The sequence below is a fragment of the Rhizobium sp. RAF36 genome, assembly GCF_052114105.1.
Taxonomy (GTDB): Bacteria; Pseudomonadota; Alphaproteobacteria; order Rhizobiales; family Rhizobiaceae; genus Rhizobium.
In genome coordinates, this window is sequence record NZ_JBFREC010000002.1 from 331,793 (window position 1) to 345,089 (window position 13,297).

Here is a 13,297-nt window from a genome sequence, read left to right on the forward strand (position 1 = left end):
CCGGCGGATATTTTAATCGATTGTAGCCGTACGGCTTTTTCGCAAGGCGTCGTGTCGGCCCAAATAAGCGTGCCTATAGAGGGATAACGGCGCAATCGAAGATGGTTGCCAGGAGATTTGGAGGACATATGCCCGACATGAACAGCAAGCAGCGCCCCGCCAACGGCATCACCGACAAGGAAGCACTGGACTTCCACTCTATGGGGCGGCCGGGCAAGCTCGAGGTCAATCCAACCAAGCCGATGGCGACACAGCGTGATCTCTCATTGGCCTATTCGCCTGGTGTCGCCGTTCCGGTCAAGGCGATCGCCGCCGATCCGGCCACTGCCTACGACTACACGACGCGTGGCAACATGGTGGCCGTCATTTCCAACGGTACGGCCATTCTCGGTCTCGGTAATCTCGGCGCTTTGGCGTCCAAGCCGGTCATGGAAGGCAAGTCGGTCCTTTTCAAGCGTTTCGCCGATGTCGATTCCATCGACCTTGAAGTCGATACCGAGAATGTCGACGAGTTCATCAATTGCGTCCGCTTCCTCGGCCCGTCCTTCGGCGGCATCAACCTCGAAGATATCAAGGCGCCCGACTGTTTCATCATCGAGCAGCGCCTGCGCGAGCTGATGGACATCCCGGTTTTCCACGACGACCAGCACGGCACCGCAATCATCGCCGCAGCCGGTCTGATCAATGCGCTGGAGCTCACGGGCCGTGACCTGAAGACGACGAAGCTCGTCTGCAACGGGGCCGGAGCCGCGGCGATCGCCTGCGTCGAGCTGATCAAGGCGATGGGTTTCGCGTCGGAAAACATCGTGCTCTGCGACACCAAGGGCGTGATCTACCAAGGCCGCACCGAGGGCATGAACCAGTGGAAGTCAGCCCACGCCGTCAAGACCAAGGCCCGCACGCTGAAAGAAGCGATGAAGGGTGCCGACGTCGTCTTCGGCCTGTCGCAGAAGGGCGCCTTCTCGGAAGACATGATCCGCTCGATGGCAGACCGGCCGATCATTTTCGCGATGGCGAACCCGGATCCTGAAATCACGCCTGAAGAAGTCGCCCGCATCCGCGACGACGCAATCATGGCGACCGGCCGCTCGGACTATCCGAACCAGGTCAACAACGTCCTCGGCTTCCCCTACATCTTCCGCGGCGCGCTCGATGTTCGCGCCACGACGATCAACGACGACATGAAGATTGCCGCCGTCAAGGCGCTCGCCAGTCTCGCCCGCGAAGATGTGCCCGACGATGTCGTTGCCGCCTATCAGGGCAATCGCCCGCGCTTCGGCGCGCAGTACATCATCCCGGTACCCTTCGATCCGCGGCTGATCTCGGCGATCCCGGCCGCAGTCGCGGAAGCTGCGATTGAGAGCGGCGTGGCCCGCAAGGTTATCACCGATATGGACGGCTATCGCCGCGAGCTCTCCGCCCGCCGCGATCCGATCGCCTCGACGCTGGCGAGCCTCTACGAGCGCGTCCGCCGACGTCCGAAGCGTGTCGTCTTTGCCGAGGCGGAAGAAGAGCAGGTGATGCGCGCCGCACTCTCCTACGCCAACCAGCAGCTCGGCACGGCAATCCTGCTTGGCCGCGAGGATCTGATCAAGGCGACGGCCGAGCGTGCCGGCATCGATCTCAACCGTCCCGGTCTGGAGATCGTCAATGCCCGCATCTCCACCCGCGTCGAGGCCTATATCGATTATCTCTATGCCCGCCTGCAGCGGAAGGGCTATCTGCATCGCGATGCCCAGCGCCTGATCCACAACGACCGCAACCATTTCGCGGCCACCATGGTAGCGCTCGGCGATGCCGACGGCATGGTGACCGGGATTACGCGCAACTACTCGACGGCGCTGGAAGACGTCCGCCGCTGTATCGACGAGAAGCCGGGCCACCGGGTTATCGGTGTATCTCTGGTGCTTGCCCGTGGCCGCACTGTCTTCGTTGCCGATACCGCCGTCCATGACATGCCGACAGCGGAAGAGCTGGCCGATATCGCCGAGGAAGCCGCCGGTCTCGCCCGCCGCATGGGCTACCAACCGCGCGTCGCCATGCTCGCCTACTCCACCTTCGGCCACCCCTCGGGTGAGCGCTCCGAGCGCGTCCGCGAAGCGGTGAAGATCCTCGACAAGCGCCGCGTCGATTTCGAGTATGACGGCGAAATGTCGGCGGATGTGGCGCTGAACCGCAAGGCGATGGAACAGTATCCGTTCTGCCGCCTCTCCGGCCCGGCCAATGTCCTCGTCATGCCAGCCTTCCACTCGGCCTCCATCAGCACCAAGATGCTGCAGGAACTCGGCGGCTCCACCGTCATCGGCCCGATCCTCGTCGGCCTCGACAAGGCCGTCCAGATCACCTCGATGGGCGCCAAGGACAGCGACATCGTCAACATGGCGGCAATCGCCGCCTATGCGGCCGGGTCGTAAAGCGAACAGTAATGACAAAGCGGAATGGGCGACACATCCGCTTTGTCATCAGTCTGTCCTCAACCCGCGAACATGATCAGGTTGCCATCGGGATCGCGCACGATGAATGTGCGCGCGCCCCAAGGTTCCGTTTTCAGGCTCTGATAGAATGGAACACCGGCCGCCGTATATTCCAGAAATAATGCCTTCACGTCGTCGACAGTGATCGTTGCCGAGAGCGCATCGATTTCCTGGCGCCGAAATTCAATGCTGAAGGCTGGGCTATCGACGTGCCTGATATTCAGCTTCGCAGCGTCACGGGCGACCTGGGCATAGAAGGGCGGATTACCGTAGGCGAAGGTCGTTTCGAATTTCAGCTTCTGGGCATAAAATGAGAGAGATGAATCGATGTCGCTCACGAACAGCTGAGGCTGTGAATCGATCATTCGAGGCGTTGATGGGGATTGCTGCTTGGCTGATGAACTCATGTCGCTAAGTCCCTCTTTCAGCGCGGCCCAGCTTGTAAAGCCCTCCATAGCGGCAACCAGCTCTTGAGCATCAACCAGCTTGAACTCGGCGTTGAGGATAGCCTTGTCGTCAAGGTTCCTGAAGCGCGGGAGCCAATATCCAATTTCCGCAGCGACAGGATAATAGCGATCCTGATGCCAGCGTTTGAAATGCTTGGCTTTTTTCTTGAGGTTTTCGAAATTGGGCATGGCGCAACGTTGAAGATCGTAGGCGGGCATAGCCCAGCCGGCACCATGCCGATGCGCCCTACTGAAACGCTGACTTCAGGATGAATGTCCAACCGGGCGCCGTCAAGAGTGACGGCGCCTGCCCACTGTTATCAGCTCGCAAAACGTCCGGCGTCGGCGCCGTAGTAATTCAGGTAGCGGTCCGAGATGCTGGAGATCGGCAGGACGATCAGCACGTCGGTGGTGTTGAAGGCGTGGTCGACGACGGCTGTGGAGCCGACCATGGCGCCGAGGCGCAGGTAACCCTTGATCAGCGGCGGAAGCGCCATCAGCGCCTTCTTCGGGTTCACCGCTTCCGGCGGCATCAGGTCCATGGCGCGTGCCATATGCGGCAGTGCATCGACAGCCCACTCGTCCTTGGCAACGACCGTGTGGTGCAGGAAGGAAAGCGCCAGCGCATGGCTTTCCGGATGAACGCCTGGAAACGATGCGCAACCGAACATCGCGCTGACGCCATGCTTCAGGGCGTAGGCCCAATTGCCCTGCCAGAGAAGCTCGACCGTACGCTTGGTGCGGTAGGCGGGCAGCACACAGGAGCGGCCGAGTTCCATGAACTTCTTGTCGGGGTGCCGGGCGAGCAGCTCGCCGATGGCGAATTCGGAAGCCGAGTAAAAGCCGCCATTCGCCATTGCGACGTCCTGCCGCAGCAGGCGGTAGGTGCCGACAATCTGGTCTTCGCTGTCGCCCTCGATCGAGCGGTCGAGAACGAGCAGGTGGTCGCAGAAGGCGTCATAGGCATCGACATCGCGCTCACGGCGCATCGTCTCCGCCGGAAGCTGCGCGCCCATTTCCTCGACGAAAACGCGGTAGCGCACATGCTGCGAAGCATCGATTTCGCTTGCAGTGCGGGCCAGCCGGGTTTCGAGGTTGCCGATGCGGCCGAGAACGTCGCTTTCCTTCGGCGGGGCCGAAGTTGCTGGCCGTGTCGCCTCCACCAATGTCTCACGATTCAAGGTGTCGATGTCCATTGACGATTCTCCCGTTGCCGGCTTATGAGCTGCCATAAAACACTAATGTGCGACAGGAAAGTGACATCAATGTTACGGAAAAATGCAGCTGGTGTCACTCATCATCAGAGCGCTTCGGCGCGTCTTGCGGAGAGCGCGGCGACGGCCTGAACCTCGGTCAGTAGCCGGATGGGGTCGATCGGCTTGATCATGACGCGGTTGGCCCCGGCGAGCAGAACTGCGCGGCGCGACTCGTCCCGCTTGTCGGCCGTCAGCACGATGACGGGCACCGGCAGCAGATCGAGCCGGCGCTCGTGACCGCGCAGGCGGCCGATCATGTCGACACCTTCGCCGCCCGGCATGGTCAGGTCGCTGATGATGATATCAGGCCTGCTGCCGTTCTCGGACAGGGCGCCATCGAGCAGCGCTTCGAAGTCCTCGACATGGCGGACGGTGTGGCCGCCCTTCTCCAGCATCGCACGCACAAGCATCGCGTTGATCGGATCGTCTTCGCCAAGCAAGATATTCAGTCCGTGCTGCTGGCTGGCTTCCGGGATCGAGGCGCTGAAGCCTGGCTGATTGTCGTTCAGAGCGTCGCGCTTTTCCATGCCGCGCATGCGGCCGCGCAGTACGTCGATCAACGACTGCTCGCGCAGCGGCCGGATCAGCCAGGCGTCAAAGAGATCGAGCGCATGGGAATTGCGTTCTTCCGGATTGACGAGCAGGATCTTGCGCAGGCCGAGCGCTGCAATGTCGGCGCGATCGGCAAGGTGGCTGGAGAACTCGGCCGATAGCCGATGATCGATGATGATGTCGGTCGGGCGTTGTCCGCGACCGGCCATGTAAAGCAGCGTCTCGCGGGCCGTCTCGCCGTCTTCGACGAGGTGGCAATCGCCGCCGAGTGCCGTCACCGTCTCAGCTATCGCGGCCCGCGCCGCACCGGCCGGTGCGAGCAAAAGGACCGTGTTTCCCGCCAGCAGCCCTTTGCGCCGTCCGCGGCTTTCGTCGGTCATGCCTGCCGGGAAGCGGATGGTGAATTCACTGCCTTTGCCCTTTTCGCTGGCAACCGTCAGCGAGCCGCCGAATTCGCGCATGATGCGGGCGGAGATCGTCAGCCCAAGCCCGGTGCCGCCGCTCTTTTCCATCATCGTTCCTCCCTGTTCGAATTCGGCAAAGATCCGCGACTGCTCCTCCGCCGTCATGCCGGGTCCGGTGTCGGTCACGGTGATGACGAGTTCGTCGTCCGTCAGGGCGGCGCGGATGAAGACGCCGCCGGCCTGGGTGAATTTCACGGCGTTGCCGATGACGTTGAACAGCACCTGGCGAAGCCGGGCCGGATCGAAGCTCATGAATTCCGGAACATCCGAAGACACTGTCGCGCCGATCTCGATATCCTTCTCATGGGCGCGATGCGCCAGCATCTCGACGACGCTTTCCAGCAACTGCCGGAGCGATTCCGATCGCGGCCGCAGCTGGAAACGGCCGACTTCGATGGTCGAGAAATCGAGCAGGTCTTCAACCAGTTGCGTCAGCGCATGGCCGGACTGGCGGATGCCGCCGATATAGTTCTGCTGCTCCTGCGTCATCTGAGCCTGGGTCAGCAGATGCGTCATGCCGAGAATGCCGGACAGCGGCGTGCGGATTTCATGGCTGACGGTGGCAAGCAGACGCGACTTTGCCGCGCTGTTGTATTCGGCCTTCTGCCGCGCCTCTTCACGCGCCTGTGCCGTCAGGCGCTCGGCGGTCACGTCGCGCGCGACGCTCTGGATCAGCAGATTGCCGTTCGTGGGATCGCGGGTGACGACGTCGTTCCAGACAAAGATGCGCTGTCCCTCCGGCGTCGAGATTTCGACGTCGAAGCGGTGCGGCTCGGCGCCGGGGCGGAAGGCGATGCCGATTTCCTCGCAGGTCTGGCCTTCCGGCTTCAACCGCCCGGTGAGACGCCGGAACGTCGCGTTGGCGCCAAGGATTCGCCGGTCGATGCTGCGGGTAACGGTGATATCGCCAAGTACGTCGTGGACATTGGCAAAAAGATCTGCTGCCTCGCTGGCCGGTACGCGCTCATGTCCGGTCTTCGCGGCCAGACGGGAATTCGTCTTGCGGCTCGACGCGGCGGCATAGGCGATCAGCACGACAGCAATGAAGGCAAGTCCGGCGGATAGAAACAGAATGCCGCCTGCCTGTCCGAGAAAAATGAGGAGGCAGGCCGCAATCAGACCGGCGCCACCGAGCCAATATGACACAATGCTGCGAAGCGGCCGCTTCCGGTGCTCGGGCAGCGCGTCAGCCTTGGATTGCAGGTTATCATCCGCCGTCCGCATTGCCTGCGGTTTGGCGGGACCGAATGCCGCGGTCAATCTTTCCTGCAGTTGAGCCAAGCTTTGCATGACTTCTGGCTAACATAGGCGCTCTTCCGAATGCCTTCAGGAAAAAGCTAAAATTTTAGCTTTCGGCCTTTTTCGGTTGCAGCAACTCGTCAAGAATCACGCATCCCGCGCCGACGGTGATAAAACTATCGGCAAGATTGAAAACCGCGAACGACCATGTTTCGGTATGAAACAGGATATAATCGATCACGTGCCCGTAGAGAAAGCGGTCGAAGAGGTTGCCGAGCGCGCCGGCAATGATCAGCGCGAAGCCGGTATGCGCGATCCAGCGGTCCTTCGCTGTGCGGTGCCACATCCAGATCACGAAGACGACAATGATCAGGCGCATTCCCACGATGAACCAGCCATCCATACCTGAGAGCATCGAGAAGGCGACGCCGAGATTGTAGGTTCTATAGAGCGCCAGCATCGGGATGACCGGAACCATCTCCTGCAGCGGCAGATAGTGATCGACGGCGATCTTCACGGCCTGATCGAGGATCACCGCCACCACGATGAACAGGAGGATCGGCAGCGGGCGCGAAAAGAGGGCCGGGCGCGGGAGCGTCTGTTCGGTCATTTTGCCTCGGACAATGAGAGAAGGTGGCGCCTGGCCTCGAAGAGCATGACGGCGCTGGCGACGGCAAGATTGAGCGAGTCGGCAAGGCCCTGCTGCGGAATGCGGGCGAGAGCATCGGCTTGGCTGGCAAGCTGATCGGGGAGGCCGGACTGCTCGTTGCCCATCAGGATAACGACGGGCTTCTTCTTGTAGTCGATCGTGCGGTAGTCCACCGATCCGGCAAGATGCGTTGCGACCACCGAAACACCGGCTGCCTTCTTCCAGGCAATGAAGTCCTCGGGAGAAGCGCGGGTGACCGGCACGGCAAAGACCGAGCCCATGGTGGCGCGCACGGTCTCCAGCGAGAAAGGATCCGTCGTTTCACCGACAAGGATGACGCCGGAGGCGCCTGCTGCATCGGCGGTACGAATGATCGTGCCGAGATTGCCGGGATCGCGGACGCGGTCGAGTGCGATCCAGGTTTCGCCCTGCTGGGGATGGATGTCACGCAGCGGTTTCCAGCGGGTCTCGAAGATGCCGACGACCATTTGCGGATTGTCGCGGCGCGTGACCGAGGAAAGCACTTTCTCGCTCACTTCGAGCACCAGCCCGCCCGAGGCGACGGTCTTCGCCGCCATCTGCTCGACCAGCGGCTTGCCCTTCGCGGCCTTGGCATAGACTAGGGTGCGGATCGTCCAGCCGAGCTCGATCGCGTCGATTACGAGCTTCAGGCCCTCGGCCATGAAGGTGCCACTTTGCTCGCGGGTCTTCTTGTCGCTGAGCGCCTTGATGTCCTTGATAATCGGATTGGCAAGCGAGGTGACTTCCTTCACCTGGCCGACCCGGCGGGGTCCGCGGTCGTGATATTCGTTCATTTCGGCACCCAGCGGGAGAAGAGAGACGTAGAAAGGGCGCGGCCCGGCGTCTTGCCGTCGAGACCGCCTTCGCGGATCACCAGCTCGCCGGATTCGACAACGCCACCGGCGCCGCGCATCGTTTCGCGCATCAGTTCGTGGATCGAATAGAAGCTGGCGCGGATCGAGTAGGCGGTCAGCACCAGGCCGACGGCCTTGGGCGACAGGATGCCGCGGCAGATGTCAAGCATCAGAGGCAGATGCTCGAAGAGGTGCCAGACCTCGCCATTCGGCCCGCGGCCGAATTTCGGCGGATCCGTCAGGATGATGTCATAGGTGTTGCCGCGGCGTTCCTCGCGCAGGATGAACTTCATCGCGTCTTCGCAGATCCAGCGGATCGGCAGCTTTTCCATCCGTCCGAGCGCCTGGTTCTCACGCGCCCAGCCGATTGCCTTCTTCGAGGCATCGACATGGGTCACTTCGGCACCGGCTGCAGCTGCGACCAGCGAGGCGACACCGGTATAGCCAAAGAGGTTCAGCACCTTGAGCGGCCTCCCTGCACGTTCGACCTGTTCCTTCATCCAGGCCCAATGGACGATCTGCTCCGGAAATACGCCGACATGCCGGAACGACGTGAAGCGGCCGAAGAAATCGACGCCGAGCAGATGGAGCGGCCAGGTTTCGCCGAGCGCATCCTTCGGGAAGCGCCAGCGGCCGGTGCCCTCTTCATCGACGTCACCGGTGAAGGCGGCATCGACCTTTTCCCAGACATGCGTCGGAAGTGACGGTTGCCACAGCGCCTGTCCCTCGGGGCGGATGATGCGATAGGGCCCGTATTGTTCGAGCTTCTGGCCGTTGCCGCTGTCGATCAGATGGAAATCGCCGGCACCCAGCGATTCCAGGATGACAGGCACGCGCTCAGCTGGCCGGTCGCCCGTCCGCGTCTGCAATGGCCGTTCGATAGCAAGGCTGGCGGCGGCTTCGCGCACCGCCTCGCGGGCAGCCGCAGGTTTCGCCGCGGGCTTTGCCGGGCGGTTGGGGCGCTCGTCGTTGCGGCGGTGGCCGGAGGAGCCGGAAGGCGTCTTTGCGCCCGGCCGGCGTTCTTTTTGTTTCAACGTGGTGTTCCGCGTCTTCAATTCGATAGAGCCCGTGCAAATAGCATTCCGTTTCACCTTGGCAAAGCGCTTTCCCGCTGTGATAAGTTTAGCGATCCGAAGTGGGAGGATTTCGAATGGATATGACCGGAGAGGAACGCATCAATGCTCCGCGCGATGCCGTATGGGCCGCGCTCAATGATCCAGACATCCTCAAGCGCTGCATTCCGGGCTGTCAGGTGCTGGAGATGACCTCGCCGACCGAGTTGGCGGCGACGGTCAAGATCAAGATCGGCCCGGTCTCGGCCACCTTCAACGGCGAGGTGACGCTGTCCAATATCAACGCGCCTGAAAGCTACACGATCTCCGGCGAAGGCAAGGGCGGCATCGCGGGCTTTGCCAAAGGCGGCGCCGATGTCGTGTTGAAGGAAGACGGCAGCGAAACCATCCTGCAATATGCGGCAAAAGCGCAGGTCGGCGGAAAGCTTGCGCAACTTGGCGCCCGGCTGGTGGACTCCACCTCGCAGAAATTGGCGCAGCAGTTCTTCGCCGATTTCAATGCGGCAGTCTCGGAAAAGGCAGCGATCTGAGCTTCGGGCCATTGGCGGCTTGCGATGTCTAAGCTAAGCCTGAAGCATGAACGTGACGATCAGGACCCCGCAGCATTCGGATCGCGAAGAGCTGGCCGACATTTATCTCCAGGTTCGCCGCCAGACCTTCACCTGGGTCGATCCCCACAAGTTCCGGCACGAGGATTTTGCGGCTCACACGCAAGGCGAACTCGTCTGGCTCGCAGAGGCGGACGATGGCACGATCGCCGGTTTCATGACGCTCTGGGCAGCCGACGATTTCGTTCACATGCTCTATATCCGCAAGGAATGGCGGGGCAGGGGCGTCGGCACAGCGCTGCTTGCCGCACTTCCGGACTGGCCACGGCATAAATACCGGCTGAAATGCCTGGTCAACAATGCCCGGGCAAAAGCCTTCTATCTATCCAGGGGCTTCGCCGTTACCAGCGGAGGGATGTCGTCGGAAGGCGAGTATGAGGAGCTGACCTTCGATCCGCCGCGCTGATTATCGCGATGGAAGCTGGCCTGCGATCTCTTCGGCGCGCGCCTTGTGGCGATCCGCCTCGCTCTGCCAGCGCACGGCCTCCTTCGCTTCGTTGCGCGCCCGCTTGCGGTGCTTGCCCTGGCTGAACCAGGTGGCGGCAGAGCCTGCGAACATGCCGATGATCAGCGCGATGAAGATGAAGACGAAGAATGGCGCTGATAGTGACAGGACCTGATCTTCGGGCCGGAAGGGATTGAAGGCCAGCGTCACGATCTGCCGGTTGGCGACGCAGAAGATGATCAGGATGATGCCTAGCGGCAGCAAAATCAAAAGGTTGGTGATCTTCTTCGCCATGGATGGCCTCCGCGCATTATCAGCGCCGCGTTCAAACGGCGCTTTCAGACTTTATGCAGAATAGGAATCGGCGGGCGAAGTTCAAGCGCGGTTTCGCCGCAGGGCAGGTCTCAGTCGTCCTGATCGGCCTGGCCGGGGTTCAGCCGTTCGCGCAGTTCCTTGCCGGTCTTGAAGAACGGAACCCACTTCTCTTCGACGAACACGGTGTCGCCGGTACGGGGGTTCCGGCCGGAGCGCGACGGGCGGTTCTTGACAGAAAAGGCGCCGAAGCCGCGCAGTTCGACGCGGTTGCCCGCTGCCAGTGCATCGGTGATCTCGTCGAGAACGGCATTGACGATATTCTCGACGTCGCGGTGATAGAGATGCGGGTTGCGCGCGGCAACTATCTGCACCAGTTCCGACTTGATCACGGTCGCCCCCTTAAATTATTGATTTCTTATCAATCGCGGCCAAACTGCCAAACTGAAACGAGCCCGTCAAGGAGCAACTTTTGTGGCAGAATGCCCTCAAGCGCTTGGCTTTTGACGAGGTCGCCGTAACCAAGAAGCGTCGCGACCTTGGAAAGCGCACCGGCAAGCAGGAAAGGCGTGTTGCTCTTCTTGTCCCAATCCACCACCGGCAGGTCCTTGCTTACATCCCGCTTGGCAAGATAGTCGCGAATTTCGGGGTCGCCACCGAGCTGATCGACAAGCTTGATCTTCAGCGCCTGGCGGCCTGTATAGATCGTCCCATCGGCAAGCTTAAGTACTTCATCGCGTGGCATTTTCCGGCGATCGGCAACGAGATCGACGAACCAGGCATAGCTGTCCTGGACCATGCTGTTGATCATTGCCTTGGCTTCCTCGCTGGTGTTGTGGAAGGGCGAGGGCTCGGCCTTCAAAGGCGAGGACTTGATCTCTTGCAGCGAGACGCCGAGCTTGTCGAGTAGCGGCTGGATCTGGGGGTACTGGAAGATGACGCCGATCGATCCGGTGATCGAACTCTCACCGGCGACGATCGTATCGCCTGCCGTGGCAATCATATAGCCGGCCGAAGCGGCCAGTGTTCTGACATCAGAAACGACAGGCTTCTTGGCTGAAATTGCCCTGATCGCCTTGAAGATCTTTTCGCCGCCATAGGTCGTGCCGCCTGGTGAGGAGATCGAGATGATCACGCCCTTGACCTGATCATTCTCCTCGATTTTCTTGAGCCGCTCCAGCAGCTCATCGTCGTCGGTAATCAGTCCTGAAATCGTCACATGGGCGATCTGCGGCCGGCTCTGCTCGATATCAGCACGGAAGAACTGGTATAGAGAGAAGCCGAGTGCGACGAGAAGCAGCGCTGCGGCGATGCGCCAGAAGCCGAGGCGCCGGCGAAGTTTGCGGCGGTCGGCGATCGTCGAGCTGTCCATAAGTCCTCCAGGGCCGGCGGCGGCCTCATTCACTGCGGCATGAGATAAGGCGGCATAGTGTTGTGAAAATGCCGGTTTACCTCGTTTTTATCCGTTTGTTGCTTGTTGCAGAAAAAAATCCATATTGGCAAGCTAATGTAATAATGCGAAACGATCTGTGATCGACGGTAGTAGTTCCTATATAGGAAGCCGATCAACAGACACGGACAGACCGATGCTCAACACCATCAACAGCGGCGGGGGGGCTGCAATTGCCAGACCCGAGCGCAACGCCTATGGCGCTGCGTTGCATCACTCCGCGCGCGTCCGCCGCCTGAAAGTGCTACTGCCGGTCACCGCCGTCATCATCTCGCTGATCTTCATCGCCGTCTCTATGATCCGGGCCTATCTGCCGGAGAATATCAAGATCGAAGGCGCCAAGATCGAGAACGGCAAGGTCGTCATGGCGAAGCCTGCGATCTCAGGCCGCAATTCCGACGGCATCAATTACTCCATGCTCGCCGAGCGCGCGCTGCAGGATATCAAGAACCCCAGCCTCATCACGCTTGAGACGATCAAGGCAGCCGTTCCCGTCAGTGACGGCCTGGTCGCCAGCGTCGAGGCCTCTTCCGCAGATTATGACCGCGCGACGGACAAGCTGGCGCTGACTTCGCCATTCACCGTTATCATGAGCAATGGACTGAAAGCCGATTTCAAGTCTGCAAAGCTCGATATCAAGGGCGGCAGCATGTCGACTGATGATCCCGTTACCATCACGAAAGAGGGAACTTCGGTTGTTGCGAACTCCCTCAAGATGGCGGATAAGGGTCGCGTGATCACGTTCGAGGGGAAAGTTCGTATGAACGTTGATCCATCCGCCATCCGCAAACAGGGCACCTAACAGCCGGGTTATTTAATGACAAAAGATTGTCACTCTTCAGTACGTAAGTTTGGCGCAGCAGCAACCGGCGGCGCTCTGGCACTTCTGATGATCACGGGAGCCGCGTTTGCGCAGGCTACCACCAGCCAGATGGATGGCCTCAAGCTCGACAAGAACGAGCCGATCCAGATCGAGAGCGACAAGCTCGAAATTCATGACCAGGAACACAAGGCCGATTTCACCGGCAACGTGAAGGTCGTGCAGGGCAAGACGACCCTGCAGGCCGGGCACATGACGGTGTTCTACAAGCCCAAGGCGGCAGCAGACGGACAGGCGACCGATGCAAAGGCGAAGCCCGATGCAGGTGCCGCGTCGATCTCCTCCGGCAATGCCGATATCGACCACATTCTGGTCAGCGACAAGGTGTTCGTCAGCTCCGGAACGCAGACGGCGACGGCCGATAACGGCGCGTTCGACATGGCGGCACAGACCTTCGTTCTGAAGGGCGACAAAGTCGTTCTCTCCGATGGCCCGAATGTCTTCACCGGCTGCCAGCTTACCGTTCACATGGAGACCGGGCAGGCGCAACTGGATAGCTGCGGGGGCCGCGTCCAGATCCAGCTTGATCCGAAGTCCCAGAAGAAGAACTGATCCGGCCCTCTCGTGAAACTTT

Annotated in this window: 14 protein-coding genes; 5 read left to right on the plus strand and 9 right to left on the minus strand. The window is 60.8% G+C overall.

Annotation, left to right across the window (positions count from 1 at the left end; all coding sequences use genetic code 11):
- The first annotated feature begins 128 nt into the window (after positions 1-128).
- A complete protein-coding gene (locus AB4Z25_RS07550; protein WP_112385259.1) occupies positions 129-2,414 on the plus strand; it encodes an NADP-dependent malic enzyme in 2,286 nt (761 codons plus the stop codon).
- A 59-nt stretch (positions 2,415-2,473) separates the two neighbouring features.
- Here AB4Z25_RS07550 and AB4Z25_RS07555 read toward each other — a convergent pair whose 3' ends face one another.
- The 6 genes from AB4Z25_RS07555 to AB4Z25_RS07580 all read right to left on the minus strand — a co-directional run bounded on the left by AB4Z25_RS07555 (position 2,474) and on the right by AB4Z25_RS07580 (position 8,989).
- Positions 2,474-3,109 (minus strand): bleomycin resistance protein, encoded by a 636-nt coding sequence (locus AB4Z25_RS07555; protein ID WP_442207996.1) that lies wholly within the window; start codon positions 3,107-3,109, stop codon positions 2,474-2,476.
- Positions 3,110-3,240: 131 nt separating this feature from the next.
- Positions 3,241-4,116 (minus strand): GNAT family N-acetyltransferase, encoded by an 876-nt coding sequence (locus tag AB4Z25_RS07560; RefSeq protein ID WP_112514095.1) that lies wholly within the window; start codon positions 4,114-4,116, stop codon positions 3,241-3,243.
- A 104-nt stretch (positions 4,117-4,220) separates the two neighbouring features.
- Positions 4,221-6,482, minus strand: a complete 2,262-nt coding sequence (locus tag AB4Z25_RS07565; protein ID WP_112538430.1) for an ATP-binding protein — start codon at positions 6,480-6,482, stop codon at positions 4,221-4,223.
- Between the two features lie 55 nt (positions 6,483-6,537).
- Positions 6,538-7,041, minus strand: a complete 504-nt coding sequence (gene lspA, locus AB4Z25_RS07570; protein ID WP_112538431.1) for a signal peptidase II — start codon at positions 7,039-7,041, stop codon at positions 6,538-6,540.
- Positions 7,038-7,895 carry a TrmH family RNA methyltransferase gene (locus tag AB4Z25_RS07575; RefSeq protein ID WP_112538432.1) on the minus strand — a complete coding sequence of 286 codons (858 nt, stop codon included), beginning with the start codon at positions 7,893-7,895 and terminating at the stop codon, positions 7,038-7,040. Before AB4Z25_RS07575 ends, lspA begins: the two co-directional genes overlap by 4 nt.
- A complete protein-coding gene (locus AB4Z25_RS07580) occupies positions 7,892-8,989 on the minus strand; it encodes a class I SAM-dependent rRNA methyltransferase (RefSeq protein ID WP_112538433.1) in 1,098 nt (365 codons plus the stop codon). The genes AB4Z25_RS07575 and AB4Z25_RS07580 overlap by 4 nt, the downstream gene beginning before the upstream one ends.
- 116 nt (positions 8,990-9,105) lie before the next feature.
- Between AB4Z25_RS07580 and AB4Z25_RS07585 the strand changes: the two genes are divergently transcribed.
- Entirely contained in the window at positions 9,106-9,558 is a 453-nt protein-coding gene (locus tag AB4Z25_RS07585; protein ID WP_112385265.1) for an SRPBCC family protein, read from the plus strand.
- A gap of 46 nt (positions 9,559-9,604) precedes the next feature.
- Positions 9,605-10,042 (plus strand): GNAT family N-acetyltransferase, encoded by a 438-nt coding sequence (locus AB4Z25_RS07590; protein ID WP_112538434.1) that lies wholly within the window; start codon positions 9,605-9,607, stop codon positions 10,040-10,042.
- On the opposite strand, the gene AB4Z25_RS07595 is transcribed toward AB4Z25_RS07590, so the two are convergent.
- The 3 genes from AB4Z25_RS07595 to sppA all read right to left on the minus strand — a co-directional run bounded on the left by AB4Z25_RS07595 (position 10,043) and on the right by sppA (position 11,765).
- Positions 10,043-10,375, minus strand: a complete 333-nt coding sequence (locus AB4Z25_RS07595) for a LapA family protein (RefSeq protein ID WP_112538435.1) — start codon at positions 10,373-10,375, stop codon at positions 10,043-10,045. It abuts the gene before it with no gap.
- 110 nt (positions 10,376-10,485) lie between these two features.
- Positions 10,486-10,785, minus strand: coding sequence for an integration host factor subunit beta (locus AB4Z25_RS07600; protein WP_018898213.1), 300 nt, complete (start codon positions 10,783-10,785; stop codon positions 10,486-10,488).
- A gap of 29 nt (positions 10,786-10,814) precedes the next feature.
- Positions 10,815-11,765 carry a signal peptide peptidase SppA gene (gene sppA, locus AB4Z25_RS07605; RefSeq protein ID WP_112538436.1) on the minus strand — a complete coding sequence of 317 codons (951 nt, stop codon included), beginning with the start codon at positions 11,763-11,765 and terminating at the stop codon, positions 10,815-10,817.
- Positions 11,766-11,979: 214 nt separating this feature from the next.
- On the opposite strand from sppA, the gene lptC reads away from it, so the two are divergent.
- Positions 11,980-12,645 (plus strand): LPS export ABC transporter periplasmic protein LptC, encoded by a 666-nt coding sequence (gene lptC / locus AB4Z25_RS07610; protein ID WP_112385269.1) that lies wholly within the window; start codon positions 11,980-11,982, stop codon positions 12,643-12,645.
- Positions 12,646-12,660: 15 nt separating this feature from the next.
- Positions 12,661-13,275, plus strand: coding sequence for an LptA/OstA family protein (locus tag AB4Z25_RS07615; RefSeq protein WP_112538437.1), 615 nt, complete (start codon positions 12,661-12,663; stop codon positions 13,273-13,275).
- The last annotated feature ends 22 nt before the right edge of the window (positions 13,276-13,297 follow it).

What these genes read in the sequence shown, in the direction of transcription:
- sppA (WP_112538436.1), bottom strand. Translation starts at nt 11,765, where the DNA reads ATGGACAGCTCGACGATCGCCGACCGCCGCAAACTTCGCCGGCGCCTC.
- AB4Z25_RS07595 (WP_112538435.1), bottom strand. Translation starts at nt 10,375, where the DNA reads ATGGCGAAGAAGATCACCAACCTTTTGATTTTGCTGCCGCTAGGCATC.
- AB4Z25_RS07555 (WP_442207996.1), bottom strand. Translation starts at nt 3,109, where the DNA reads ATGCCCAATTTCGAAAACCTCAAGAAAAAAGCCAAGCATTTCAAACGC.
- AB4Z25_RS07615 (WP_112538437.1), top strand. Translation starts at nt 12,661, where the DNA reads ATGACAAAAGATTGTCACTCTTCAGTACGTAAGTTTGGCGCAGCAGCA.
- AB4Z25_RS07560 (WP_112514095.1), bottom strand. Translation starts at nt 4,116, where the DNA reads ATGGACATCGACACCTTGAATCGTGAGACATTGGTGGAGGCGACACGG.
- lptC (WP_112385269.1), top strand. Translation starts at nt 11,980, where the DNA reads ATGCTCAACACCATCAACAGCGGCGGGGGGGCTGCAATTGCCAGACCC.
- AB4Z25_RS07565 (WP_112538430.1), bottom strand. Translation starts at nt 6,482, where the DNA reads ATGCAAAGCTTGGCTCAACTGCAGGAAAGATTGACCGCGGCATTCGGT.
- AB4Z25_RS07550 (WP_112385259.1), top strand. Translation starts at nt 129, where the DNA reads ATGCCCGACATGAACAGCAAGCAGCGCCCCGCCAACGGCATCACCGAC.
- AB4Z25_RS07585 (WP_112385265.1), top strand. Translation starts at nt 9,106, where the DNA reads ATGGATATGACCGGAGAGGAACGCATCAATGCTCCGCGCGATGCCGTA.
- AB4Z25_RS07575 (WP_112538432.1), bottom strand. Translation starts at nt 7,895, where the DNA reads ATGAACGAATATCACGACCGCGGACCCCGCCGGGTCGGCCAGGTGAAG.
- lspA (WP_112538431.1), bottom strand. Translation starts at nt 7,041, where the DNA reads ATGACCGAACAGACGCTCCCGCGCCCGGCCCTCTTTTCGCGCCCGCTG.
- AB4Z25_RS07590 (WP_112538434.1), top strand. Translation starts at nt 9,605, where the DNA reads ATGAACGTGACGATCAGGACCCCGCAGCATTCGGATCGCGAAGAGCTG.